Genomic DNA, 25414 nt, shown 5'->3' on the forward strand with positions numbered 1-25414 from the left:
GGTTACATTCCGAACCCGGAAGCTAAGCCTTACAGCGCCGATGGTACTGCAGGGGGGACCCTGTGGGAGAGTAGGACACCGCCGAACAATCATTGAAGGGTTGGACCCTGAACTTCGGTTCGGGGTCCAACCCTTTTTTGTTGTGCGTCACGTGGAGTTCACGTTGCACGCCCACCATCCGCTGTATGGGTACTGCTGCAATGCTCAGGGCCGCCGGTGTCGGTGTCGGTGACGAGGTCATCGTGCCGGCGTTCGGGAACGTCGAGGTTGCCGGGGCCGTGGCCCTGGCGGGCGCGCTGCCGGTGTTCGCCGACATAGATCCCGTGACGTATTGCCTGGATCCGGTCGCGGTGGAGGCCGCCGTCACCCCGCGCACGGCAGCTGTCGTCGCCGTGCACCGCTTCGGTCGGCCCGCGGACATGGCCCGGCTGCACGGAGTTGGGCAGCGGCACGGGCTTCTCGTGTTGCAGGAGGGGGAGTCGGAGGCGCCGTACGACGAGATAGCCCAGCGTCGGCAGCGCGCCGCGTTCCTCGATGCGAAGCTGCGGGGTGTGCGGACGCCGGACGGGGGCGACGGGCACACCTACCAGCAGTACGTCGTGCGTGTGCCGGGGAACGGCCGGCCGGACCGGGACGCCTTCGCACGGGCCGTGCGGGGCAAGGGAGTTGACTGCCGGGTGCCGGTGAAGACGCCCGTGCACCGGCTGCCCGAATTCCGGCGCTGCGTGTCCCTGCCGGAGACCGAACGGGCCGCCGACGAGACGCTCGCGCTGCCCGTCGACGCCGCGCTGACCAAGCGGGACATGCAGCGGATCGTGTCCGCGTGCAACGCGCTCGGAGGGCTGCTCCAGCAGGCGTTCTGAATGGCCGGCCGAGGTTGGGAGCAGAGGTCTGTTCGGGGTATGATCTCCTTCGTTGCCGCGAGGAAAACCCTCGAAAGTGACAAGCCCCTATAGCTCAGTCGGTAGAGCGTCTCCATGGTAAGGAGAAGGTCAACGGTTCGATTCCGTTTGGGGGCTCCAGCAGAAAAGGCCCCCCGCCCTTCCGGGCGGGGGGCCTTTTTCGTGTCCGCGCGTGCTCAGTCCTTGTGGTGGCCCGGGACGCGCATCGCCAGGATGGCCATGTCGTCCGACGGAGCGTCCGACGCGAAGCGTTCCACCGCGCGCATGATGCGTGCCGCGACCGCGCCCGCCGTGAGGCCCGTACAGGTCGTCAGAACGTCCGCGAGGCCGTCGTCGCCCAGCATGCGAGAGCCCTCGCGGCGTTCGGTGACGCCGTCCGTGACGCAGAGGAGGACGTCGCCCGGGTCGAGCGTGACCGTCTGCTCGTAGAGTTCCAGGTCATCCATCACGCCGAGGAGCGGCTGCGGTTCGGCGGCCGGCTCGACCGTGCCGTCCTGGCGCAGGCGCAGCGGCAGGGGATGGCCCGCGCAGACCACCTTCAGGACCGCGCTGCCGTCCTCCTGCGGCCACAGCTCCCCGTACAGCAGTGTCAGGAAGCGGCTGCGGGCGCCCTCGTCGAGGATCGCGGAGTTCAGGCGCTCCAGGACCGCCGGGCCGCCGAAGCCCTCGCGGGCCAGCAGTCGCAGCGCGTGCCGGGCGAGGCCGGTCACCGCTGCCGCCTCCGGGCCCGTACCGCACACGTCACCGATGGCGAAGCCGTAGGCGTTGTCGCGGATCGGGAAGACGTCGTAGAAGTCGCCGCCGACCTCGTTGCCCTCGCCGGCCGCGCGGTAGATGACCTCGACCTCGACACCCTCGATCTGGGGGACGTCCGGGGGCAGGAGGCTGCGCTGGAGGGACTGGCTGATGGCCGTGCGCTCCGAGTAGAGGCGGGCGTTGTCCAGGGCCAGGGCGGCACGGCGGGAGAGGTCCTCGGCGAGTTCCAGGATCTCCTGGCGGAAGTGCTCGTCGGTGGGCTTGCCGAGCGTGAGCATGCCGATGACGCGGTTGCGGGCGACCAGCGGCAGGACCACCGTCTCGCCGCCCACGGCCGCGGCCGTGGTGAGGGTCGGGCCGATGCCCGGGGTGACCTGGCGGGTCGTGCCGCCGCTCAGGCCGAGGCTGCGCATGGAGCTGCGCAGGGCCGCCTGGTGGGCGACCTCGGCCGGTGCCGTCCAGACGCGGGCGCCGGGCGTCGGTACCGGGTCCGGCGGCGGGATCTTCGACAGGAGTGACTTGATTCCGTCGATGAGCTCCTCGTCCTCGTGGAGGACGTACGACAGATAGGGCTCCGAGGCCTGGTCGGCGATCGTGTAGACGGCGCACCAGGTGGCCAGGGTCGGCACCGTCATCTGTGCCATGAGGGCCAGCGTCTGGTCGCGGTCCAGGGTGCCGGCCAGCAGGTCGGACGCCTCGACGAGGAAGCTGAGCGAGCCGCGGCGCAGGCGTTCCAGCTCGCCCAGGCGGGCCGACTCGACGGCCAGGGCGATGCGGTCCGCGGCGAACTGCAGGCGCAGCGCCTCCTCGTTGGAGTACCGGCCGGGGGCCTCCGCGGCGACGCCGAGGGAGCCGGTGAGGCGCCCCTCGACCTTCAGCGGGACCGTGACGACCGAGCGCATGCCGGTGCCGTTGAGCAGCGGGACGGCGCCCGGTACGGCGGCGAGGTCGTCGTGGACGGCGGGCATGCGGGCCGAGCCGTAGCGGCCGGGGCCCGCCTCGACGGGGACGCGGGCGAAGCGCTGGCGGGCGGAGGGCAGGCCCGTGGAGGCGCGGACTTCCAGTTCCGTCTCGTCGTCGGTTGCCAGGAGCAGGAAGGCGGAGTCGGCGTCGAGCATGTCGCGGGCGCGTTCCACCGTGCGCTGCAGGAGGCCGTCGAGGTCGTCCGGGGCGGGTGAGCCGATGAACACCTCGAACGGGTCGGTGCTCTGGCCGCCTTCGCCGGAGCTTCCGGAGTCGGACGACGGCATGCGCTGCGGCGTCTGCAGCACGGCCCGTTCGTGGTCGCGGACCAGGAGGCAGACCGTGGAGGGTTCGCCGCTGGTGTCGCGGACGCGCAGGTGGGAGGCGTAGACGGGCGTGACGCGGCCGTTGGCGTCCCTTATGCCGTAGCTGCCCTCCCAGCGGGAGAGCTGGAGGGCCTCCACGATGCCGGTGCCGGTGCCGGGGGTGTGGGGCCAGGCGGCGAGGTCGGTGAGCGGCTTTCCGGTGACCTGTTCGGCCGGGTAGCCGAAGAGTTCCTCGGCGTCCTCGTTCCAGGACGTGATGGCGCCCGTGCGGTCGATCTGGACGACGGCGACGCGGACCCGGCCGTCGGCGAGCGGCAGCAGGGCGGCGGGGAGGGCGGGGCCTGCCGTGCGGGTGCCGACGGCGCGCTCCGGCAGGTCGAGCCGGAACCAGACGTTCTTGTGGGTGGACGTGTACTCGACGCCCCAGCGGGCGGCCAGCGCCGCGCACAGCTGCAGGCCGCGGCCGCCTTCTCGGTCGGGGCTGCCCATGGTGGCGGGGGAGCCCTGGAGGGGGACCTCGCGCTCCGGGTAGCGGTCGGCGACCTCGATGCGTACGCCGTCGTCGCAGCGCAGGCAGAGCACGTCGGCGGCGGTGCCGGCGTGGACGACGGCGTTGGTCACCAGTTCGCTGGTGAGGACGACGGCGTCGTCGACGATGTCGGCGAAGCCCCAGCCCTGGAGGGTGTCGCGGACGAAGGAGCGGGCGCTAGCGACCGATCGCCCTACGGGCTCGAAGCTGGCGGCCGCGCGCGCGGTGATCACAGAACTCCTCGACCGGTCGTCGACGTGCAGGACTCCATGGCCGACCGGCTCGCGCCGCTGCTGCGGCAGGCCGCCCGTCGGCCGCGGGTCCGGGGGCTGGTCCCCCGGGATCAGTCCGGTGGTCATGTGTGCGGCCGCCCTCCGATGCCCGCTCGTACTCGTGCCACCGCCCAGGCCGGTCGGACCGGTGTGGCTGGACAGCCGCATGCAAGGTTACTTACCTTCGCGGTCCATGCGGATGCCGGTCTGCAGTGTTTCCGCCCGGAGGGTGTGCGGACGATGTGCGAAGCTGCCGAACTGTTATGGCCTGGTTCGGCCGGGGTGAAACACTGGGCAAGCTGGTTGTGAACGTCCGGGCAGGCCGGGTGGCACCCGCGCAGTGCGGGCAGCGGCCCTGGGACGGGCCCGGTGTTCCGGGCAGGCATACACACTGGTCGCAAGAGTGCGCGGCAAGAGCGGTAGTACTGGTACGCCGAGCGGCGGTACCCGAGCACAGCAGTAACGGTCGACCCCTGCGGGAGGGACACAGTGGAGTCTGGCGCAGCGACGCGGGGCACGAAGACGCGCGCGAAAGGCGGACAGTCCCTGAGTAACCAGCGCAAACCGCGCAATGGGACCACCGTGGTGGACACCGCCGCGCTGAACCGGCTGCTGGCAGCCCTCGTGTCCATGCGGGACGGGAATTTCCGGAAACGCCTCACGGTGTCCGGCGACGGCGTGATGTCGGAAATCGCGGCGGTCTTCAACGAGGTGGCCGACCGCAATCTGCACCTCACGGGTGAGCTGGCCCGGGTGCGGCGCATGGTGGGCCGTGAGGGAAAACTCACGGAGCGGCTGGAGACGGGCGCCTGCGAGGGTTCCTGGTCGGCGGCGATCGACAACTCCAACGCCCTGGTGGACGACCTCGTGCGGCCCGTCTCCGAGGTCGGCCGGGTGCTGTCCGCGGTCGCCGAGGGTGATCTGTCGCCGCGCATGGAGCTGCGCACGCAGGGGGCGGACGGGCCGGGGCAGCCGCTGCGCGGGGAGTTCCTGAAAGTCGGGCGGACCGTCAACAACCTGGTCGACCAGCTGTCGACGTTCACCGACGAGGTCACGCGCGTGGCCAGTGAGGTCGGCACCGAGGGCAAGCTGGGCGGCCAGGCCCGGGTGCGCGGCATGTCCGGCTCCTGGAAGGACCTCACCGAGTCCGTCAACACGATGGCGTACCGGCTGACGGCGCAGGTGCGGGACATCGCGCTGGTGACGACCGCGGTGGCCAAGGGCGATCTGTCGCGCAAGGTCACGGTGCACGTGGCCGGCGAGATGCTGGAGCTGAAGAACACCGTCAACACGATGGTGGACCAGCTCTCGGCGTTCTCCTCCGAGGTGACCCGGGTCGCGCGGGAGGTGGGCACGGAGGGAGCCCTGGGCGGGCAGGCGCAGGTGCCCGGGGTGGCCGGCGTGTGGAAGGAGCTCACCGACTCGGTGAACACCATGGCCGGGAACCTGACGGCCCAGGTGCGCGGGATCTCCGAGGTGACGACGGCGGTCGCCAACGGTGATCTGTCGCGGAAGGTGACGGTCCCGGCGCGCGGTGAGGTCGCGCAGCTCGCCGAGACGATCAACCAGATGACCGAGACGCTGCGGATCTTCGCCAACGAGGTCACGCGCGTGGCGAACGAGGTCGGTGCGGAGGGCCGGCTGGGCGGTCAGGCGAACGTGCCGGGCGCGGCCGGCACCTGGAAGGACCTGACGGACTCCGTCAACACGGTCTTCAGGAACCTCACGACTCAGGTGCGGGACATCGCGGCCGTGACGACGGCCGTGGCCAACGGTGACCTGTCGCAGAAGGTGACCGTCGACGTCGCGGGCGAGATGCTGGAGCTGAAGAACACCGTGAACACCATGGTCGACCAGCTCTCCGCCTTCGGCGCCGAGGTCACGCGCGTGGCCAACGAGGTCGGCGCGGAGGGCCGGCTGGGCGGTCAGGCGAACGTGCCGGGCGCCGCCGGTGCCTGGAAGGACCTGACGGACTCCGTCAACACGGCGTTCCGCAACCTCACCGGGCAGGTGAGGAACATCGCCGAGGTGACGACCGCGGTGGCCAACGGCGACCTCACGCAGAAGGTCACGGTCGACGTCGCGGGCGAGATGCTGGAGCTGAAGAACACCATCAACACGATGGTGGACCAGCTGTCGTCGTTCGCCGATCAGGTGACGCGGGTGGCCCGTGAGGTGGGCACCGAGGGGCGGCTGGGCGGTCAGGCGCGGGTGGACGGCGTGTCGGGCACCTGGAAGGAGCTGACCGACTCCGTCAACTTCATGGCGGGCAACCTGACCTCGCAGGTGCGGCAGATCGCCCAGGTCACCACGGCGGTCGCGCGGGGTGACCTGTCGCAGAAGGTCACCCTCGACGCGCGCGGGGAGATCCTGGAGCTGAAGAACACGCTGAACACGATGGTGGACCAGCTGTCGTCGTTCGCGGACCAGGTGACGCGGGTGGCCCGTGAGGTGGGCACCGAGGGCCGGCTGGGCGGTCAGGCCCGCGTGGACGGCGTGTCGGGCACCTGGAAGGAGCTGACGGACTCCGTCAACTTCATGGCCGGGAACCTGACGGCTCAGGTGCGCAACATCGCACAGGTCGCCACCGCCGTGGCCCGCGGTGACCTCTCCCAGAAGATCACCGTGGACGCGCGCGGGGAGATCCTGGAGCTGAAGAACACGCTGAACACGATGGTGGACCAGCTGTCGTCGTTCGCCGAGGAGGTCACGCGCGTGGCCCGCGAGGTCGGCACCGAGGGCATCCTCGGCGGCCAGGCCGAGGTGCAGGGGGTCTCGGGCACCTGGAAGGACCTCACGCAGTCCGTGAACGGCATGGCGAACAACCTGACCAGCCAGGTCCGCAACATCGCCGAGGTCACCACCGCGGTCGCCAAGGGCGATCTGTCGAAGAAGATCACCGTCAACGCCAAGGGCGAGATCCTGGAGCTGGTCACGACCGTCAACACCATGGTCGACCAGCTCTCCAGCTTCGCCGAGCAGGTCACCCGGGTGGCGCGTGAGGTGGGCACCGAGGGCATCCTGGGCGGCCAGGCGCACGTGCCGGGCGTCACCGGCATCTGGAAGGACCTCAGCGACAACGTCAACCTGATGGCCAACAACCTGACCGTCCAGGTGCGCAACATCTCGCAGGTCGCCGCGGCCGTCGCCAACGGCGACCTGACGCGGACGGTGACGATCGAGGCGCGCGGCGAGGTCGCGCAGCTCGCCGACACGTTCAACACGATGGTGCGGACGCTGAGCTCGTTCGCCGACCAGGTCACCAAGGTGGCCCGCGAGGTGGGCACGGACGGCATCCTCGGCGGGCAGGCGCACGTGCCGGGTGTGGCGGGCACCTGGAAGGACCTCACCGAGTCCGTGAACCAGATGGCGTCCAACCTGACCGGTCAGGTGCGCAACATCGCCATGGTCACCACGGCCATCGCCAAGGGCGACCTGACGAAGAAGATCGACATCGACGCGCGCGGCGAGATCCTGGAGCTGAAGACGACCATCAACACGATGGTCGACCAGCTGTCCTCGTTCGCCGAGGAGGTCACCCGCGTCGCCCGCGAGGTGGGCACCGAGGGCCAGCTCGGCGGCCAGGCACGCGTGCGTGACGTGGACGGCACCTGGCGGGACCTCACCGAGTCGGTGAACGAGATGGCCGGGAACCTGACCCGGCAGGTGCGTGCCATCGCGCGCGTGGCGACCGCGGTGACCCGCGGCGACCTGAACCTGAAGATCGACGTGGACGCCTCCGGTGAGATCCAGGAGCTACAGGACTACATCAACAAGATGATCGCCAACCTGCGCGACACCACGATCGCCAACAAGGAGCAGGACTGGCTCAAGGGCAACCTGGCGCGCATCTCCGCGCTGATGCAGGGCCGCCGCGACCTGGAGGACGTGGCCTCGCTGATCATGAGCGAGCTGACGCCGGTGGTCTCCGCGCAGCACGGCGCGTTCTTCCTGGCGATGCCGCTGCTCGACGGCAAGGACCTGAGCGCGGAGAACGACGACGACTACGAGCTGCGGATGCTGGGCTCGTACGGCTACTCGATGGGCTCGATGCCGACGTCGTTCCGGCCCGGTGAGGGGCTGATCGGGACGGCCGCCGACGAGAAGCGCACGATCCTCGTGGAGAACGCGCCCAGCGGCTATCTGAAGATCTCCTCCGGGCTCGGCGAGGCACCGCCCGCGCAGGTGATCGTGCTGCCGGTGCTGTTCGAGGGCAAGGTGCTCGGCGTGATCGAGCTGGCGTCGTTCACGCCGTTCACGCAGATCCAGAAGGACTTCCTGAACCAGATCGCGGAGATGATCGCCACCAGCGTCAACACCATCTCCGTCAACACCAAGACCGAGCAGCTGCTGAAGCAGTCGCAGGAGCTGACCGAGCAACTGCGGGAGCGGTCGGCGGAGTTGGAGCAGCGGCAGAAGGCGCTGCAGGCGTCGAACGCCGAACTGGAGGAGAAGGCCGAGCTGCTGGCCCAGCAGAACCGCGACATCGAGGTGAAGAACACCGAGATCGAAGAGGCCCGGCAGGTCCTGGAGGAGCGCGCCGAGCAGCTCGCGGTCTCCATGCGCTACAAGAGCGAGTTCCTCGCCAACATGTCGCACGAGCTGCGTACGCCGCTCAACTCGCTGCTGATCCTGGCCAAGCTGCTCGCCGACAACGCGGACGGCAACCTCACGCCGAAGCAGGTCGAGTTCGCCGAGACCATCCACGGCGCCGGATCCGACCTGCTCCAGCTCATCAACGACATCCTGGACCTGTCGAAGGTCGAGGCGGGCAAGATGGACGTCTCCCCGACGCGCATCGCGCTCGTCCAGCTCGTCGACTACGTGGAGGCCACCTTCCGCCCGCTGACCGCGGAGAAGGGCCTCGACCTGTCGGTGCGGGTGTCGCCGGAGCTGCCCGCCACGCTGCACACCGACGAGCAGCGGCTCCTCCAGGTGCTGCGCAACCTGCTGTCCAACGCGGTGAAGTTCACCGACTCCGGATCGGTCGAGCTGGTCATCAGGCCCGCGCGGGACGACGTGCCGCCGAAGATCCGGGAGCAGCTGCTGGAGACCGGCTCGCTGACGGCCCCGGACGCGGACCTGATCGCGTTCTCGGTGACCGACACGGGCATCGGCATCGCGGCGAGCAAGATGCGGGTGATCTTCGAGGCGTTCAAGCAGGCCGACGGCACGACCAGCCGCAAGTACGGCGGCACCGGGCTCGGGCTGTCCATCTCGCGGGAGATCGCCCAGCTGCTCGGCGGTGAGATCCACGCGCAGAGCGAACCGGGGCGCGGCTCGACGTTCACGCTGTATCTGCCGCTGTACCCGAGCGAGCTGCCGCCGCAGGGCTACCAGCAGTTGCCCTCGCTGGCCGCCGGGGAGCTGGTGGCGTCGGCGTCCGAGCCGTCCTCGGAGCTGTCCGACGTGGAGATCGAGACGCCGGCCGAGGTGAAGTCGTACCACGAGACGCAGAACGGGCCCGCCGCGCTGTTCCGGCGCCGGCGCCGGGCCGTGACCGCCCGGACCGAGCAGCAGGTCGGCCGACCGGAGCAGTGGCCGGCCGCTGAGCAGAGCCCGGCGCCGCAGTCGCACCGGGGCATCCGGTTCGGCGGGCACAAGGTCCTGATCGTCGACGACGACATCCGCAACGTGTTCGCGCTGACCAGCGTCCTGGAGCAGCACGGCCTGTCGGTGCTGTACGCCGAGAACGGCCGGGAGGGCATCGAGGTCCTGGAGCAGCACGACGACGTCGCGGTCGTCCTGATGGACATCATGATGCCCGAGATGGACGGCTACGCGACGACGACGGCGATCCGCCGGATGCCGCAGTTCGCGGGGCTGCCGATCATCGCTCTCACCGCGAAGGCGATGAAGGGAGACCGGGAGAAGGCGATCGAGTCGGGCGCCTCCGACTACGTCACCAAGCCGGTCGACCCCGACCACCTGCTGACGGTGATGGAGCAGTGGATGCGGGAAGAATGAGGGTGCCGTTCGGGGTTCAGTCGAGCACCTCGGTAACCTAGGGTGTTCAAACGGAACTGCCGATTCTGCATGCGTCGACGCGGTGTAGCGGCACGGGTTTCGGGGAACCTTCCGGACCCGTGCCGCGTTCCCGCTGTGTGCACAGTGACATCACGGTGACAGGGTGTGGCGACAGGCGGGGTGCGGCTACGATGACCGGCACGAGGGCGGGCGGCGCAAGGGAGCCGTCCCCCGGGGCGGAGCCCGGTGGACTGCCGGGGCGAGGAGGGCGGGCCATGGTGCAGAAGGCCAAGATCCTCCTGGTCGATGACCGGCCGGAGAATCTGCTGGCGCTGGAGGCGATCCTCTCTGCGCTCGATCAGACGCTGGTGCGGGCATCGTCCGGGGAGGAAGCGCTCAAAGCACTGCTCACGGACGATTTCGCGGTCATTCTGCTCGACGTCCAGATGCCGGGCATGGACGGTTTCGAGACGGCGGCGCACATCAAGCGGCGGGAGCGGACCCGGGACATCCCGATCATCTTCCTCACCGCGATCAACCACGGCCCGCACCACACCTTCCGCGGGTACGCGGCCGGTGCGGTGGACTACATCTCCAAGCCGTTCGACCCGTGGGTGCTGCGCGCGAAGGTCTCCGTCTTCGTCGAGCTCTACATGAAGAACTGCCAGCTGCGTGAGCAGGCCGCGCTGCTGCGGCTGCAGTTGGAGGGCAGCGGCGGCAAGGCGGCCGGCGACGAGGCGAAGGACTCGGCGGGGCTGCTCGCCGAGCTGTCGGCACGGCTCGCGGCCGTCGAGGAGCAGGCCGAGGCGCTGTCCAAGCAGCTCAGCGACGAGTCCACGGACGCCGGAGCGGTGGCCACGGCGGCCCATCTCGAACGCAAACTCACCGGCCTCAGGCGGGCCCTGGACGCCTTGGAGCCGGGCACGGGCAGCGCGTCGTCGGTGCCGCAGAACTGACCGCGCCGGACCCCCACGTCCGTGAACGGCGGGCCCGGCCGCGGGCCTTGGGCGTAAACACGCGTCAGTTTCCGGCCCGGGCAAGGACGACACGAACGGGTGAAGCAGGAGTCACACGTGTCGGTGGTCGTCTCCACCGGTAACCTCACACCCATGGCCTCACGTCCCTCCGCAGCCAGGAAGCCGCCCGCGAAGAAGGTGGCCGCTTCAGCGAAGGCTCCGGCGAAGAAGGCCGCTGCCAAGAAAGCCCCCGCCCGAAGGCCCGCGGCGAAGAAGGCCCCGCCGAGGTCGGCGCCCAGCCCCACCGGAGGCATCTACCGCCTGGTGCGCGCCCTGTGGCTCGGCGTCGCGCACGCCGTCGGCGCCGTGTTCCGCGGCATGGGGCAGGGCGCCCGGAACCTCGACCCCGCGCACCGCAAGGACGGCGTGGCGCTGCTGCTGCTCGGCATCGCGCTGATCGTCGCCGCGGGCACCTGGGCCGACCTGAAGGGCCCCGTCGGCGAGCTGGTCGAGATCCTGGTGACCGGTGCCTTCGGCCGGCTCGACCTGCTCGTGCCGATCCTGCTCGCCGTCGTCGCCGTGCGCCTCATCCGCCACCCCGAGAAGCCCGAGGCCAACGGCCGTATCGTGATCGGACTGTCCGCGCTCGCCGTCGGCGTGCTCGGGCAGGTGCACATCGCGTGCGGCTCACCGGCCCGCGGCGCCGGCATGCAGCCCATACGGGACGCCGGAGGCCTGATCGGCTGGGCGGCGGCGACCCCGCTGACGTACACCATGACCGAGGTGCTCGCCGTACCGCTGCTCGCGCTGCTGACGGTGTTCGGGCTGCTGGTCGTTACGGCCACCCCGGTCAACGCCATTCCGCAGCGGCTGCGGCTGCTCGGCGTGCGGCTCGGCCTGGTGGCCGAACCCGTGGTGGACGCCCGCACCGAGGACGACGAGCGCTACGACGACCAGTGGCGCGAGGAGCTTCCCGCGCGCCCCCGCGGGCGCAGGACCGCCCCCGAGGCGTACGACCCCGAAGGCGCCGAGCAGCAGGCCCTCACCCGGCGTCGCGGCCGGCCCCGGCGCTCCGCCGTACCGCAGCCCGACATGGACCGGCAGCCGGACGCCGTGGACGTCGCCGCGGCAGCCGCCGCCGCACTCGACGGGGCCGTGCTGCACGGGATGCCGCCGTCGCCGGTCGTCGCCGACCTCACCCAGGGCGTCGGCGTCGGCGACCGCGAGCCCACCACCCCGACGCCCGTGCCGGCCGCCCGGCCCAAGCAGGAGCGGCTGCCCGGCAACAGCGACAAGGGCAACAAGGGCGCGAAGGCCGGCGCGGAGGACACGGGCGACGTCCCGGACCTCACCAAGGCGCCGCCGTCCGAGCCGCGCGACCTGCCGTCGCGCGCCGAGCAGCTCCAGCTGTCCGGCGACATCACCTACGCCCTGCCGTCACTCGACCTGCTCACCCGCGGCGGGCCCGGCAAGTCCCGCAGCGCCGCCAACGACGCCGTGGTCGCCTCGCTCACCAACGTCTTCACCGAGTTCAAGGTCGACGCCGCCGTCACCGGCTTCACGCGCGGTCCGACGGTCACCCGGTACGAGGTCGAGCTGGGCCCCGCCGTGAAGGTCGAGCGGATCACGGCGCTCACGAAGAACATCGCGTACGCGGTCGCCAGCCCGGACGTGCGGATCATCAGCCCGATCCCCGGCAAGTCCGCGGTCGGGATCGAGATCCCGAACACCGACCGCGAGATGGTCAACCTCGGTGACGTGCTGCGGCTCGCGGCGGCGGCCGAGGACGACCATCCGATGCTGGTCGCGCTCGGCAAGGACGTCGAGGGCGGCTACGTCATGGCGAACATGGCGAAGATGCCGCACATCCTCGTCGCCGGCGCCACCGGATCCGGCAAGTCGTCCTGCATCAACTGTCTGATCACCTCGATCATGATGCGGGCGACCCCGGAGGACGTCCGCATGGTCCTGGTCGACCCCAAGCGGGTCGAGCTGACCGCGTACGAGGGCATCCCGCACCTGATCACGCCGATCATCACCAACCCGAAGCGGGCGGCCGAGGCGCTGCAGTGGGTGGTCCGCGAGATGGACCTCAGATACGACGACCTCGCGGCGTACGGGTTCCGGCACATCGACGACTTCAACGCGGCCGTCCGCAGCGGCAAGGTCAAGCCGAAGGAGGGCAGCGAGCGCGAGCTGCAGCCCTACCCGTACCTGCTGGTCATCGTGGACGAGCTCGCCGACCTGATGATGGTCGCGCCGCGTGACGTGGAGGACGCGATCGTGCGCATCACGCAGCTCGCGCGCGCCGCCGGCATCCACCTGGTGCTCGCCACACAGCGCCCGTCCGTCGACGTCGTCACCGGCCTGATCAAGGCGAACGTGCCGTCCCGGCTGGCGTTCGCCACCTCCTCGCTCGCCGACTCCCGCGTCATCCTCGACCAGCCCGGCGCCGAGAAGCTGATCGGCAAGGGCGACGGCCTGTTCCTGCCGATGGGAGCGAACAAGCCGGTCCGCATGCAGGGCGCCTTCGTGACCGAGGAGGAGGTCGCGGCCGTCGTCCAGCACTGCAAGGACCAGATGGCGCCCGTCTTCCGCGAGGACGTCGTCGTCGGCACCAAGCAGAAGAAGGAGATCGACGAGGACATCGGCGACGACCTCGACCTGCTGTGCCAGGCCGCCGAGCTGGTCGTCTCCACCCAGTTCGGCTCGACGTCGATGCTCCAGCGCAAGCTGCGCGTCGGCTTCGCCAAGGCCGGGCGGCTGATGGACCTCATGGAGTCGCGGAACATCGTCGGACCGAGCGAGGGCTCGAAGGCTCGTGACGTTCTTGTGAAGCCTGACGACCTGGATGGCGTGCTCGCCCGGATTCGTGGGGAAGCTGAAGAGTAGGGGAGCGGTCCACCGTGGTCACGGCGTCGCCGTGCGGACTGTGCGGCAATCGGGTGTTCGATCGTGACGCATCCGTAAGGGATCATTGAGCAACCGTTTCCCTTTGACGTACGTCAAGTTGAGGGAAGCGAAATCCACCTGTCCCACCATCGGGATGCCGGGCCCATTCCGATGGCGTACAAAGTCCGACCGCCCGGTTGCCCCACCCTTTTGCACCCCCCCTAGACTGAACCTCCAGCACAGGCGGCTACACGCTCGAAAGGCGCCCCCGTGTCCAACGGCAACTCCCCTGAAGACGAGCGTCCCTTCGAAGACGTTTCCGAGGAAGCCCGCCCCTCCGTCGGCCGTGCCCTGCAGCAGGCGCGCATCGCGGCCGGGCTGACCGTCGACGACGTCAGTACCGCCACCCGCGTCCGCCTCCCCATCGTCCACGCCATCGAGGCGGACGACTTCGCGCCCTGCGGCGGCGACGTCTACGCCCGCGGCCACATCCGGACCCTGGCCAAGGCCGTCCACCTGGACCCGGCGCCGCTGATCGAGCAGTACGACGCCGACCACGGCGGCCGGCCCGCCCCGACCCCGGCCGCGCCCCTGTTCGAGGCGGAGCGCATCCGTCCCGAGCGGCGCGGGCCGAACTGGACCGCGGCCATGGTCGCCGCCATCGTCGTCGTCATCGGCTTCGTCGGGTTCACGCTCGTCAGCGGCGGCGACGGCGACGGCTCCACCGCCCAGGTCGCCGAGGGCGCCACCCCGGCCACCGGGAAGACCGGCTCGCCCACGCCCGGCGGCACCAAGCCCACCGACCCCAAGCCGGACCCCTCCGACAGCGCCATCGCCGCCGCCCCCCAGGACAAGGTGACCGTCCAGGTCAGGGCCACCGACGGCCGCAGCTGGATCTCCGCCAAGGACCACAACGGCCGGCTGCTGTTCGACGGACTCCTCAAGCAGGGCGAGTCCAAGACCTTCCAGGACAGCTCCAAGATCAACCTGGTGCTCGGTGACGCCGGCGCGATCGAGCTGTACGTGAACGGCAAGAAGATCAACGACGACTTCCGCCCGGGCGCCGTCGAGCGGCTCACCTACACGAAGGGCGACCCCGAGGTCGGCTAGGGCCTGTCGGTTCAGCAAGGGGAAGCGCCTCGACGGGGCGGGCCGTGATCGGTCCGCCCCGTCGACATGGGGTGTCGGCGGGACGAAGTAGTCTTGAGCCCATGCCTGAACGCCGTACCGTCGCACTTGTCACCCTTGGCTGCGCCCGTAACGAGGTGGACTCGGAGGAGCTCGCAGGCCGTTTGGAGGCGGACGGCTGGCAGCTCGTCGAGGACGCCGAGGAAGCGGACGTCGCCGTCGTCAACACCTGCGGATTCGTCGAGGCCGCCAAGAAGGACTCCGTCGACGCCCTCCTGGAGGCCAACGACCTCAAGGGCCACGGCAGGACCCGGGCCGTCGTCGCCGTGGGCTGCATGGCCGAGCGGTACGGCAAGGAACTCGCCGAGGCCCTCCCCGAGGCCGACGGCGTCCTCGGCTTCGACGACTACGCGGACATCTCCGACCGTCTGCAGACCATCCTGAGCGGCGGCATCCACGCCGCGCACACCCCGCGCGACCGGCGCAGGCTGCTGCCGATCTCCCCCGCCGAGCGGCAGTCGGCGGCCGACGTGGCGCTGCCGGGGCACGGCGCGCCCGCGGACCTGCCCGAGGGCCTGGCCCCGCAGTCCGGCCCCCGCGCGCCCCTGCGCCGCCGGCTCGACGGCTCCCCGGTCGCCTCCGTGAAGCTCGCCTCCGGCTGCGACCGGCGCTGCACCTTCTGCGCCATCCCGTCCTTCCGCGGCTCCTTCATCTCCCGCCGCCCGAGCGACGTACTGAACGAGACGCGGTGGCTGGCCGAGCAGGGCGTCAAGGAGATCATGCTGGTCTCCGAGAACAACACCTCCTACGGCAAGGACCTCGGCGACATCCGCCTGCTGGAGTCGCTGCTGCCCGAGCTCGCCGGGGTCGACGGCATCGAGCGGGTGCGCGTCAGCTACCTCCAGCCCGCCGAGATGCGGCCCGGCCTCATCGACGTCCTCACCTCGACGCCGAAGGTCGCCCCCTACTTCGACCTGTCGTTCCAGCACTCCGCGCCCGACGTGCTGCGCGCGATGCGCCGCTTCGGCGACACCGACCGCTTCCTGGAGCTGCTCGACACCATCCGGAGCAAGGCGCCCGAGGCCGGTGTGCGGTCCAACTTCATCGTGGGCTTCCCCGGTGAGTCCGAGGCCGACCTCGCCGAGCTGGAGCGGTTCCTGAACCACGCGCGCCTGGACGCCATCGGCGTCTTCGGCTACTCCGACGAGGAGGGCACCGAGGCCGCGACGTACGACAACAAGCTCGACGAGGAGGTCGTCGCCGAGCGCCTCGCGCGGGTCTCCCGGCTCGCGGAGGAGCTGGTCTCGCAGCGCGCCGAGGAACGGCTGGGGGAGACCGTGCACGTGCTGGTCGAGTCGGTGGACGAGACGGAGGGCGTGTACGGCCGCGGGGCGCACCAGGCGCCCGAGACGGACGGCCAGGTGCTGCTGACGGGCGGCGCGGGTCTGAGCGTGGGCCGTATGGTCGAGGCGAAGGTGGTCGCCACGGAGGGCGTCGACCTGGTGGCCGAGCCGTTCGCGTGTGGTGAGGAGGCGGGCACATGACCGGAGTACCGGCGTCCGCGGCGGGAGGCTCCTCCAGTGCGCGGAGGGCCACGGGGAACACGTCCGCGCGTGAAGGGGCCGGTACCGCCGGGGGGCGTGCCGCCGCCGAAAGCGCTGGTGCCGTTGGAGCTGGTGGGGTCGGCGCGCAGCCGGCGCGGGGCGGGAAGCTGGCGGCGGCGGCCGTCAACCAGGCCAGCGTCTGGAACATCGCCAACCTGCTCACGATGCTCCGGCTGATCCTCGTGCCGGGTTTCGTCGCGCTGATGCTCGCCGACGGCGGATACGACCCGGCGTGGCGCTCGCTCGCCTGGGCCGCGTTCGCCATCGCCATGATCACCGACCTGTTCGACGGTCACCTGGCGCGTACGTACAACCTCGTGACGGACTTCGGGAAGATCGCCGACCCGATCGCCGACAAGGCGATCATGGGTGCGGCGCTGATCTGCCTGTCGGCGCTCGGCGATCTGCCCTGGTGGGTGACGGGCGTCATCCTCGGCCGGGAACTCGGCATCACGCTGCTGCGTTTTCTCGTCATTCGCTACGGCGTCATCCCGGCGAGCCGCGGCGGCAAACTGAAGACCCTCACCCAGGGGGTCGCCGTCGGGATGTATGTGCTGGCACTGACCGGGTGGCTCGCCACCCTGAGATTCTGGGTGATGGCGGCGGCGGTCGTGCTGACCGTCGTGACCGGGCTGGACTATGTGAGACAGGCCATTGTGCTGCGGCGACAGGGAATCGCCGAGCGCAAGGCGGCGTTGGAGGAGAAGGAAGCGTGAGTTCCCCGGCCGCCCAGGCGGTGCGACTACTGACCGTGAGGGGTGAGACGCTCGCCGTCGCCGAGTCGCTGACGGGCGGGCTGGTCGCGGCGGAGATCACCTCGGTGCCCGGGGCGTCCAAGGTCTTCCGCGGTTCGGTGACCGCCTACGCCACTGAACTGAAGCAGGAGCTGCTCGGCGTCGACCCCGCCCTGCTGGCCTCGTACGGAGCGGTGGACGCGCAGGTGGCGGCCCAGATGGCGGCCGGAGTGCGCAGGATGCTCGGCACCGACTGGGGCATCGCGACCACCGGCGTCGCAGGCCCGGACGCCCAGGACGGCAAGCCCGTCGGCACGGTGTTCGTGGCGGTCGACGGCCCCTTCGGCGCCGGTTCGGACACCACCGGCGGCAGGAAAGTGACCTCGCTGCGGTTGAACGGCGATCGCGCGGAAATTCGTATGGAGAGTGTACGGAGCGTGCTCGCACTCCTCGTTGGGGAGCTTGCGAGCGAACAGACTGGGAATGAGCGGGCACAGGATACGGAACGGAACGGGGGGTTTTGATGTTTGCAGCCCTGAGTGAACACGACATCGCTCCCCGCACGGCCGCGGCGCGAGGCGGTACGGTGGGGCGAGAAGGATGCGGCTACGCGGTCCGAGGAGGGAGCCACCGATGATTCTGCTCCGTCGCCTGCTGGGTGACGTGCTGCGTCGGCAGCGCCAGCGCCAGGGCCGTACTCTGCGCGAAGTCTCCTCGTCCGCCCGAGTCTCACTCGGCTATCTCTCCGAGGTGGAGCGGGGGCAGAAGGAGGCTTCCTCCGAGCTGCTCTCCGCCATCTGCGACGCGCTGGACGTACGGATGTCCGAGCTCATGCGGGAAGTGAGCGACGAACTCGCCCTCGCCGAGCTGGCCCAGTCTGCTGCGGCCACCCCGAGCGAGCCCGTGCCCACGCCGGTGCGTCCGATGCTGGGCTCCGTGTCGGTGACCGGTGTGCCACCGGAACGGGTGACCATCAAGGCGCCCAGCGAAGCCGTGGACGTCGTCGCCGCGTGAACCGTGCCCGCGTGTAGCGGTGCGCGGGTGAGACGCGAGGCGTCGTCTGCCGGCACAGACGTCCGAGGCCCCGGCCGAGTCCCCTGGGATGCGGTCGGGGTTTTCGTATGCCCGGATTTCTGAGTGATCGGTCGGTATTCCCCATTTGCCGGTGTGCGGTGTGGCGGTCATCGTGGAGAGGACATCACGGGGGTTGAACCGACGGAGGTGCGGATGTACGTCGTGAAGAGCCCGTTGTCCGACGCGGACCTGAAGACCGTGTCCGAGGCGCTGCAGGGCGGCCTCGTGGACCTGGTGGACCTCGGCCTGGTGGCCAAGCAGATCCACTGGAACGTGGTCGGGCCGCGCTTCCGTTCCGTGCATCTGCAACTGGACGAGGTCGTGGACCTCGCCCGGACGCACTCCGACACCGTCGCCGAGCGCGCCGCCGCCCTGGGCGTACCGCCGGACGGGCGGGCCGCCACCGTGGCCGTCGGCAGCGGCATCGGCGTCACGCCGGAGGGATGGGTCGACGACACGGCCGCCGTGCGGGCGCTCGTGGACGCGCTGACAGCGGTGATCGAGCGGATGCGGGCGCGGATCGACGCGACCGCCGAGCCGGACCCTGTCAGCCAGGACATCTTCATCGGGATCACGGCCGATCTCGAGAAGCAGAGGTGGATGTTCCAGGCCGAGAACGGGTGACTCCTGTGGCGGTGGCCGGGCGCGCGATGGCTTCTGTGGCTGCGGTGGTCCCGGTGGCTGCCGTGGCCCGGGTGGTCTCGGCGGTCTCGGTGCGTCCGGGGCGTACGGTGCGCTCCTGTGCCCTCGGTGCGCCCTTTCGGCGGGCTGTGGCCGCCCTTTAGCGTCGGGCCGGAGGTGGCTGCCATGGCGGGGCGGACGGTGTGCTGGGGGGTCGCGCTCGGCGCCGGGGCGCTGTGGTGGTGGGGCGCGCTGCGGCTCGCGCTGGCGCCCGACGCGGGGGTGCTGGAGGGTGCGGTCGCGGCGGGCGGCTGGGGGCTGAGCCTGTTGCCGGTGCACTGTGTGCCGAAGGCGCGGGCTCCGGGAGCGCTGGGCGGGGGGCGGTGGCGTGCGGCTTGGGGTGGGGGTGCAGGACCGGTGGGGGATGCCGGGGGTGAGGGGCGTGGGACGACTGGTGGGGAGGAAAGTGCCAAGGGTGGGGATTGAGCCTTTGCGGGACCTGAGGGGTACGGTCCCAGCGCGGGGCCGGCGGGGCTCCCGGGTGGGGCCGGTGGGGGTTTTGGCTCCCCGGGCGGGGGCCGGTGGGGGTACTGGCTCCTCGGGCGGGGGCGGCCGGTGTAGGCGGGGCTCTGGGGAGGGCCTGGCGTGACCTAGGGGGCTTGCTTCAGCGGGGTGGGTGTGGGCGGGTGCGGAGTGCCGACGGGGCCAGGGGGCGGGGCGTGGGGCCGCTCTGGCAGGTGGGGCACCAGTAGGTGGGGCGTTCGCGCGAGCCGTCGCCCTGGTCGGCCACCCGGATGGACGTCCGGCAGCGCAGACAGGGTCGGGGCGCGCGCCCGTACACGAACAGGTCCGGGCCGCGGCGGCCCGTCGTCGCACGGATCGGACGGTCACGGTTCACCTCCAGGAGCCGCTTCGCGAGCCGAGGGAGCTGTGCCGCCCGCTCGGCGGGCAGCTCGCCGACGGGGAGCCACGGGGTGACGCCGAGCAGGAAGCACAGCTCGCACTTGTAGACGTTGCCGATGCCGGCCAGATTGCGCTGGTCGAGCAGGGCCTCGCCGAGGGGGCGAGCCGGGTCCCGCATGAGGTTGGCCAGAGCCAGCTCGGCGTCCCAGTCGGGGCCCAGCAGGTCCGGGCCGAGATGGCCGACGGCGCGGTGCTCGTCGGTGGTGCGGAGCAGTTCGAGGACGGGGAGGCGGTAGCCGACGGCCGTCCGGTCGGCGGTGCCGAGGATCGCGCGGATCTGGTGCGAGGGGCCGCCGCTCCAGCGCTCGCCGGGGGCGTACACCTTCCAGGAGCCGTCCATCCTCAGGTGCGAGTGCAGGGTGAGACCGCCTTCGACGCGGGTCAGGAGGTGCTTGCCGCGCGGGGTGACGTCCAGGACGGCACGGCCCGTGAGGTCGGCCGTGGCGTACTTGGGCACGCGCAGGTCGCTGCGGGTCAGCATCTTCCCCGCGAGGGCGACGTGCAGCCGCCTCGCCGCCTGCCAGACCGTGTCACCTTCGGGCATGGGTCAAGGGTGGCATGGCGGGGTGCGGGGCGGGGCGTGGTGGGGTGCGGTCGGCCTGGGGCGGGCTTGCTGGGGGAACGCCGTCATGCCCGTAGCCGCAGGCCGCGCGGGGTGGCGATGAAGCCCGCCGCTTCCAGCAGGGTGCCGAGCGGGGACGTCAGGGCCGAGGCGCCGTTGACCCGCTCCACCGTGACCGTGCCGAGGGAGCCCGCGCGGGCCGCGGCGGCCAGGGCCTCCGCCGCCGCGTGCAGCCGGGGGTCGTCGGTGGCGTCGCCGTCGGCGTGGCTGGGCCAGGCCAGCAGGGTCTTGCCACCCCGCTCCATGTAGAGCGTCAGCTCACCGTCGACCACCACCACCAGCGCACCCGCCTTGCGCCCCGGCTTGTGTCCGGCGCCGGTCGGCGGCTCGGGCCAGGGCAGCGCGGCGCCGTACGCATTCGCCGGGTCGGCGGCGGCGAGGACGACGGCGCGGGTGGCGGCGCCGCCGCGGGTACGGCGGTCGCCGAAGCCGGAGCCGTGAGGGCTGCCGCCTGAGCCGTACGGTCCGGCGCCGGTGCCTGAGCCGTACGGTCCGGCGCTTGAGCTTGAGCCGTACGGTCTGCCTGGGCCGCCCCGGGGGCCGCCGGCGCCCGGGGTGTCGAAGTTCCGGGGGGAAACGTATGTGCCGGGGGCCGGGGGGAAGTCCGGGACGTCGAAGGTGCTGGACGGGCCGGCGGGGGCGAAGAGGTCGAAGGGGTCGAAGGGGTCGGCGGGAGGGAAGCCGTCGGGGGAGTCGGACGCCGTGGGGTCGACGGCGCCGGGCGGGAAACCGGCCCCTGGGCTGTGGCTGCTGTGGCTGCTGTGACCGGTGCGGCCGGTCCGGCCGTCGGGGGGCGTGAACGGTGCTGTCGGGCCCGTCTCGCCGCGTTCGCGGGCGTTCGCCACCGCGCGCAGGCGGTCCACGGCGCCGTCCGTCGCGAACTGCGCGGCGCCGAGGCCCTCCACCACGTAGCCGCGGCGGGCCTGGCCGCTGTCCTCGAAGGCGGACAGGATGCGGTACGTCGCCGAGAAGCCGCCCTCGACGCCCTCCGCCGCCACGGCGCCCCGCGTCACCACGCCGTGCCGGTCGAGGAGCGTGCGGGCGAGCGCGTGGGCGCGCACGGTGGGGTCGGGCTCGCGGTCCGGCAGCAGCGACCAGCGGCCGGCGACGGTCGGTGGGCCGCTGCGGGAAGCGGGCCGGGCACCGGCCGTCAGGGAGCCGTAACGGCCGCGCGGTGCGGCCCGTTTGGCGCGGTGGGCCGTGGAACCGGCGGTGCGGCCCGAGCCCAGCAGGGCGCGCAGCGGTGCGAGCGTGTCGTTCGTGAGCCGTCCCGACCAGGCCAGGTCCCAGATCGCGTCGGCCAGTTGGGGGTCGGTGACGTCGGGGTGGGTGGTGGCGCGGACCTGGTCGGTGATCTGACGGAAGAACAGGCCGTAGCCGCCGGACAGCGCGTCCAGGACGGACTGGTGCAGGGCCGTCAGCTCCAGCGGGTGCGGGGGAGGCAGCAGGAGCGGTGCCGCGTCCGCCAGGTACAGGGAGATCCAGCCGTCCTTGCCGGGCAGCGCGCCCGCCCCGGCCCACACCAGCTCCCCGGCCGCGGTGAGTTCGTCGAGCATCGCCGGGGTGTAGTTCGCCACGCGGGACGGCAGGACCAGCTTCTCCAGGGCCGACGCCGGTACGGACGCGCCCTGCAACTGTTCGACGGCGCGCACCAGCCCGTCGACGCCCCGCAGGGTGTGGCCCTTGCCGATGTGCTGCCACTGGGGGAGGAACTGGGCGAGCGCGGGCGGCGGCACCGGCTCCAGCTCGTGGCGCAGGGCGGCCAGCGAGCGGCGGCGCAGCCGGCGCAGCACCGCCGCGTCGCACCACTCCTGCCCGATGCCGGCCGGGTGGAACTCGCCCTGGACGACTCTGCCCGCCGCCGACAGCCGGTGCAGCGCGCCGTCGGTGACGGCCACGCCCAGCCCGAAACGGGCCGCCGCCGTGGCCGACGTGAACGGGCCGTGGGTGCGGGCGAAGCGCGCGAGGAGGTCGCCGAGCGGGTCCTTGACCGGCTCCGTGAACGCCTCCGGCACGCCCACCGGCAAGGCCGTGCCGAGCGCGTCGCGCAGCCGTCCCGCGTCCTCGATCGCCGCCCAGTGGTCGGCGCCCCCGACGCGCACGCGGATGGCGCGGCGGGCGGACGCCAGCTCCCGGGCCCACTGGAGGTCGGCGCCCCGCGCGGCGAGTTCGGCGTCGGTGAGCGGGCCCAGCATCCGCAGCAGGTCGGCGACGCCCTCGACGTCCTTCACCCGGCGGTCCTCGGTGAGCCACTGCAGCTCACGCTCCAGCTCGGTGAGGACCTCGGCGTCGAGCAGTTCGCGCAGCTCCGCCTGGCCCAGCAGCTCGGCCAGCAGCCGTGAGTCCAGCGACAGGGCGGCGGCGCGGCGCTCGGCGAGCGGTGAGTCGCCCTCGTACAGGAACTGGGCGACGTAGCCGAACAGGAGGGAGCGGGCGAACGGGGACGGCTCGGGGGTGGTGACCTCGACGAGGCGCACCTTGCGGGCCTCCAGGTCGCCCATCAGCTCCACGAGCCCGGGGACGTCGAAGACGTCCTGGAGGCATTCGCGGACGGCCTCCAGGACGATCGGGAAGGAGCCGAACTCGCTGGCCACTTCGAGCAGCTGGGAGGCGCGCTGGCGCTGCTGCCACAGCGGCGTGCGCTTGCCCGGGTTGCGGCGCGGCAGCAGCAGCGCGCGGGCCGCGCACTCGCGGAAGCGGGCCGCGAACAGGGCCGAGCTGCCCACCTGGTCGGTGACGACCTGGTCGACCTCGCCCTTGTCGAAGACGACGTCCGCCGCGCCGAGCGGGGCCTGGTCGGCGTCGTACTCCGTGCCGGCCCTACGGGGCTCCTGGTCGAGCAGGTCCAGGCCCATCAGGTCCGCGTCGGGCAGGCGCAGCACGATGCCGTCGTCGGCGTGCATGACCTGCGCGTCCATGCCGTACCGCTCGGAGAGCCTGGCGCCGAGGGCGAGCGCCCACGGGGCGTGCACCTGGGCGCCGAACGGTGAGTGCACGACGACCCGCCAGTCGCCCAGTTCGTCGCGGAACCGTTCGACGACGATCGTGCGGTCGTCCGGGACGTGGCCACAGGCCTCGCGCTGTTCCTCCAGGTACGCGAGGACGTTGTCGGCAGCCCAGGCGTCCAGCCCGGCGGCCAGCAGGCGCGGACGGACGTCCTCCTTGGGCTGGGAGCCCACCTCGCGCAGGAAGGCACCCAGCGCGCGGCCGAGTTCCAGCGGGCGGCCCAGCTGGTCCCCCTTCCAGAACGGCAGCCGGCCCGGCACGCCCGGGGCCGGGGAGACCAGCACGCGGTCGCGCGTGATGTCCTCGATGCGCCACGAGCTGGTGCCGAGCGTGAACACGTCCCCGACCCGGGACTCGTACACCATCTCCTCGTCCAGCTCGCCGACCCGGCCGCCGCCCTTCTTCGGGTCGGCGCCCGCCAGGAACACCCCGAACAGGCCGCGGTCGGGGATCGTGCCCCCGGAGGTGACGGCGAGGCGCTGCGCGCCCGGGCGTCCGGTGACCGTGCCGGCCACGCGGTCCCACACCACGCGCGGGCGCAGCTCCGCGAAGGCGTCGGACGGGTACCGGCCGGCGAGCATGTCCAGGACGGCCGTGAACGCCGACTCCGGGAGCGAGGCGAAGGGGGCGGCGCGGCGGACCGTGGCGAGCAGGTCGTCGACCTGCCAGGTGTCCAGCGCGGTCATGGCGACGAGCTGCTGGGCGAGCACGTCCAGCGGGTTGGCCGGGACCTTCAGGGACTCGATGGCGCCGCTGCGCATCCGCTCGGTGACGACCGCCGCCTGCACGAGGTCGCCGCGGTACTTCGGGAAGACGACGCCCGTGGAGACCGCGCCGACCTGGTGTCCCGCGCGTCCGACCCGCTGCAGGCCCGAGGCGACGGACGGCGGCGACTCGACCTGGACGACCAGGTCGACCGCGCCCATGTCGATGCCCAGCTCCAGGCTGGAGGTGGCGACCACCGCCGGAAGCCGGCCCGCCTTGAGGTCCTCCTCCACGAGGGCGCGCTGCTCCTTGGAGACCGAGCCGTGGTGCGCGCGCGCGATGACCGGCGGGGCGCCCTGGGCGGCCCCGGAGCCGCCCATCAGCTCAGCGGGCGCGTGGTGCTCCTCCAGGGTCTCGCCGGTGGCACGCTCGTACGCGATCTCGTTGAGCCTGTTGCACAGGCGCTCCGCGAGGCGGCGGGAGTTGGCGAACACGATCGTCGAGCGGTGCGACTGGACGAGGTCGGCGATGCGCTCCTCGACGTGCGGCCAGATCGACGGGCGCTCCTGCCCCTCCGCGCCGTCGGCGACCGGGGAGCCGCCCAGCTCGCCCAGGTCCTCCACCGGGACGACGACGGACAGGGCGAACTCCTTGCCCGACTCCGGCTGGACGATCTCCACCTTGCGGCGCGGGGACAGGAAGCGGGCCACCTCGTCCACGGGACGAACCGTCGCGGACAGGCCGATGCGGCGGGCCGGCTTCGCCAGCAGCTCGTCCAGGCGCTCCAGGGACAGCGCGAGGTGCGCGCCGCGCTTGGTGCCCGCGACCGCGTGCACCTCGTCCAGGATCACCGTCTCGACGCCGGTCAGCGCCTCGCGCGTGGCGGACGTGAGCATCAGGAACAGCGACTCCGGGGTCGTGATCAGGATGTCCGGCGGGCGTGTGGACAGGGCGCGGCGCTCGGCTGCCGGGGTGTCGCCCGAGCGGATGCCGACCTTCACCTCGGGCTCGGGCAGGCCCAGGCGCACCGACTCCTGGCGGATGCCGGTGAGCGGGCTGCGGAGGTTGCGCTCGACGTCGACGGCCAGGGCCTTGAGCGGCGAGATGTACAGGACGCGGCAGCGCTTCTTCGGGTCGGCGGGCGGCGGGGTGGACGCGAGGTCGTCCAGGGCGGCGAGGAACGCGGCCAACGTCTTGCCGGAGCCGGTCGGGGCGACGACCAGCACGTCCGAGCCCTCGCGGAGGGCCTGCCACGCACCCGCCTGGGCCGCGGTGGGCGCGGAGAAGGCCCCCGAGAACCAGCCGCGGGTCGCGGGGGAGAAGCCGTCCAGGGCTCGGTGTGCGGAGCTGACCATGCGTCCATCGTGCACCCGGCCACTGACAATGGGCGTGAG

Annotated in this window: 14 protein-coding genes, 1 tRNA gene and 1 rRNA gene; 13 read left to right on the top strand and 3 right to left on the bottom strand. The window is 71.7% G+C overall.

The features are described 5' to 3' along the window. From rrf to AB0M97_RS24105, 3 genes are all read left to right on the top strand, one after another. Positions 1 to 87 (top strand): 5S ribosomal RNA (rrf, locus tag AB0M97_RS24095); the annotation flags it as partial. Between the two features lie 113 nt (positions 88 to 200). Then, positions 201 to 863 carry a DegT/DnrJ/EryC1/StrS family aminotransferase gene (locus tag AB0M97_RS24100; protein ID WP_365963096.1) on the top strand — a complete coding sequence of 221 codons (663 nt, stop codon included), beginning with the start codon at positions 201 to 203 and terminating at the stop codon, positions 861 to 863. Positions 864 to 946: 83 nt separating this feature from the next. Continuing rightward, positions 947 to 1022: transfer RNA gene (locus tag AB0M97_RS24105), tRNA-Thr, on the top strand. Between the two features lie 56 nt (positions 1023 to 1078). Here AB0M97_RS24105 and AB0M97_RS24110 read toward each other — a convergent pair. Beyond that, complete coding sequence (locus AB0M97_RS24110) at positions 1079 to 3835, bottom strand: SpoIIE family protein phosphatase (RefSeq protein ID WP_365963033.1); 2757 nt, start codon at positions 3833 to 3835, stop codon at positions 1079 to 1081. A 402-nt stretch (positions 3836 to 4237) separates the two neighbouring features. Between AB0M97_RS24110 and AB0M97_RS24115 the strand changes: the two genes are divergently transcribed. The 10 genes from AB0M97_RS24115 (at position 4238) to AB0M97_RS24160 (ending at position 19210) form a co-directional block, all read left to right on the top strand. Beyond that, a complete protein-coding gene (locus tag AB0M97_RS24115; protein WP_365963034.1) occupies positions 4238 to 9715 on the top strand; it encodes a HAMP domain-containing protein in 5478 nt (1825 codons plus the stop codon). Between the two features lie 275 nt (positions 9716 to 9990). Beyond that, positions 9991 to 10671, top strand: a complete 681-nt coding sequence (locus AB0M97_RS24120) for a response regulator (RefSeq protein ID WP_365963035.1) — start codon at positions 9991 to 9993, stop codon at positions 10669 to 10671. Positions 10672 to 10824: 153 nt separating this feature from the next. Next, a complete protein-coding gene (locus AB0M97_RS24125) occupies positions 10825 to 13563 on the top strand; it encodes a DNA translocase FtsK (RefSeq protein WP_365963036.1) in 2739 nt (912 codons plus the stop codon). Positions 13564 to 13833: 270 nt separating this feature from the next. Continuing rightward, the gene (locus AB0M97_RS24130) at positions 13834 to 14673 is read left to right on the top strand and encodes a RodZ domain-containing protein (RefSeq protein ID WP_365963037.1); all 840 of its coding nucleotides are present in this window, start codon (positions 13834 to 13836) and stop codon (positions 14671 to 14673) included. A gap of 101 nt (positions 14674 to 14774) precedes the next feature. Next, complete coding sequence (rimO, locus tag AB0M97_RS24135) at positions 14775 to 16235, top strand: 30S ribosomal protein S12 methylthiotransferase RimO (protein WP_365963038.1); 1461 nt, start codon at positions 14775 to 14777, stop codon at positions 16233 to 16235. Beyond that, a complete protein-coding gene (pgsA, locus tag AB0M97_RS24140; protein WP_365963039.1) occupies positions 16232 to 17011 on the top strand; it encodes a CDP-diacylglycerol--glycerol-3-phosphate 3-phosphatidyltransferase in 780 nt (259 codons plus the stop codon). Before rimO ends, pgsA begins: the two co-directional genes overlap by 4 nt. Then, positions 17008 to 17553, top strand: a complete 546-nt coding sequence (locus AB0M97_RS24145) for a CinA family protein (RefSeq protein ID WP_365963040.1) — start codon at positions 17008 to 17010, stop codon at positions 17551 to 17553. Before pgsA ends, AB0M97_RS24145 begins: the two co-directional genes overlap by 4 nt. Positions 17554 to 17662: 109 nt before the next feature. Beyond that, positions 17663 to 18043 carry a helix-turn-helix transcriptional regulator gene (locus AB0M97_RS24150; protein ID WP_030616674.1) on the top strand — a complete coding sequence of 127 codons (381 nt, stop codon included), beginning with the start codon at positions 17663 to 17665 and terminating at the stop codon, positions 18041 to 18043. A 213-nt stretch (positions 18044 to 18256) separates the two neighbouring features. Continuing rightward, positions 18257 to 18727 carry a DNA starvation/stationary phase protection protein gene (locus tag AB0M97_RS24155; RefSeq protein ID WP_365963041.1) on the top strand — a complete coding sequence of 157 codons (471 nt, stop codon included), beginning with the start codon at positions 18257 to 18259 and terminating at the stop codon, positions 18725 to 18727. A gap of 183 nt (positions 18728 to 18910) precedes the next feature. Next, a complete protein-coding gene (locus AB0M97_RS24160) occupies positions 18911 to 19210 on the top strand; it encodes a hypothetical protein (protein WP_365963042.1) in 300 nt (99 codons plus the stop codon). 178 nt (positions 19211 to 19388) lie between these two features. Here AB0M97_RS24160 and AB0M97_RS24165 read toward each other — a convergent pair whose 3' ends face one another. Both AB0M97_RS24165 and AB0M97_RS24170 read right to left on the bottom strand, forming a co-directional pair. Continuing rightward, positions 19389 to 20231 (bottom strand): DNA-formamidopyrimidine glycosylase family protein, encoded by an 843-nt coding sequence (locus tag AB0M97_RS24165; protein WP_365963043.1) that lies wholly within the window; start codon positions 20229 to 20231, stop codon positions 19389 to 19391. Positions 20232 to 20314: 83 nt separating this feature from the next. Next, complete coding sequence (locus AB0M97_RS24170) at positions 20315 to 25375, bottom strand: ATP-dependent helicase (RefSeq protein ID WP_365963044.1); 5061 nt, start codon at positions 25373 to 25375, stop codon at positions 20315 to 20317. Positions 25376 to 25414 lie beyond the last annotated feature (39 nt).

Origin of the sequence: Streptomyces sp. NPDC051207 (assembly GCF_040682395.1) — a bacterium.
Taxonomy (GTDB): domain Bacteria; phylum Actinomycetota; class Actinomycetes; order Streptomycetales; family Streptomycetaceae; genus Streptomyces.